Annotated in this window: 2 protein-coding genes; both read left to right on the top strand. The window is 33.4% G+C overall.

What is annotated here, in order from left to right; all coding sequences use genetic code 11:
- Positions 1-244, top strand: a 244-nt coding sequence (locus CK510_RS30745; protein WP_245912543.1) for a CP12 domain-containing protein, incomplete at its 5' end; no start/stop codon positions are given.
- Between the two features lie 361 nt (positions 245-605).
- Positions 606-863: a peptidoglycan-binding domain-containing protein gene (locus CK510_RS30740; protein ID WP_095725168.1), complete on the top strand. Its 258-nt coding sequence runs from the start codon at positions 606-608 to the stop codon at positions 861-863.
- The last annotated feature ends 177 nt before the right edge of the window (positions 864-1,040 follow it).

Here is a 1,040-nt window from a genome sequence, read left to right as displayed (position 1 = left end):
ACCTAGAACAATTTTACTCGAGCAAGAACTACAAGACGCAATAAAAAAATCCCGCGAAATTTGTGCTATAACTTCTCCACGCTCAGAAGAATGTGCTGCTGCTTGGGGTGTGGTTGATGAATTACAAGCAGAAATTGCCCATCAGGAGGCAAAACGAATTGAGAAAACAGCATTTGAAGAATTTTGTGAAGAATTTCCAGAAACATTAAGGAAAGGGGAGTTTGATGAATGGTGTAGTGGTTGATATGTTTTTTGTGGAGAAAGTTTATCGCTGAATAATTCGTCCAAGATAAGGTCAGTACCTGGACAGAATTAATTACATATTAGTTATTTATCAATCCTTCGCTAATCAAGGATTTTAGACCATATTTTTGTGTAGTTAATTTTGTCTGATTACTTAAAACTATCTCATATTTCATAAATCCAAAAACTAATTATTTCCAAACTCGATCAGTAATAACTCCTCCTATAGGTGGATGCTAATAGAAGATTAAATAGAGATGCTTTTAATAGAAGCCCTCGCTATTTTTTTCAGGTGTGTGGAGTGATTATTAGGATTTAAAACTTGACAAAAGCATTAAAATTCCAATTTGGAGGAATAGATTATGTCAGTCGAAACACAAGCTGTAACCCAATCTTCTCAATTACCAATTATACGAAATAATTCTCAAGGTGAAGCTGTCACGCTCCTACAACAGCTTTTAGAATCCCAAGGTTATCGTACTGGTGGTGTGGATGGAAAATTTGGTTCAAAAACAGAGCAAGCAGTGAAAAAATTCCAAACAAATTTTGGTTTAGTAGTAGATGGAATGGTTGGTTCAAGAACCTGGAATAAATTAGGCGATCGCTTAATTAATCCTTAATTGTCTAAAATAGTTTTTTTTTACATTAGTAACGCATCAAAGTCCTAACAATGATACGTTACTTAGTCAGTAATATACTCTAAAAATTGAGTAATTTGGTTCATCAACTTAAATTTTACTATCAATTTTTTCTGCCGATATATCACGACTCAATTTCTCATTATTGCTAGATATATT

The organism is Brunnivagina elsteri CCALA 953, assembly GCF_002289455.1.
GTDB lineage: Bacteria > Cyanobacteriota > Cyanobacteriia > Cyanobacteriales > Nostocaceae > Brunnivagina > Brunnivagina elsteri.
Note: the sequence above shows the minus strand (reverse complement) of the source record. Positions and strands in the feature narration are given on the sequence as shown.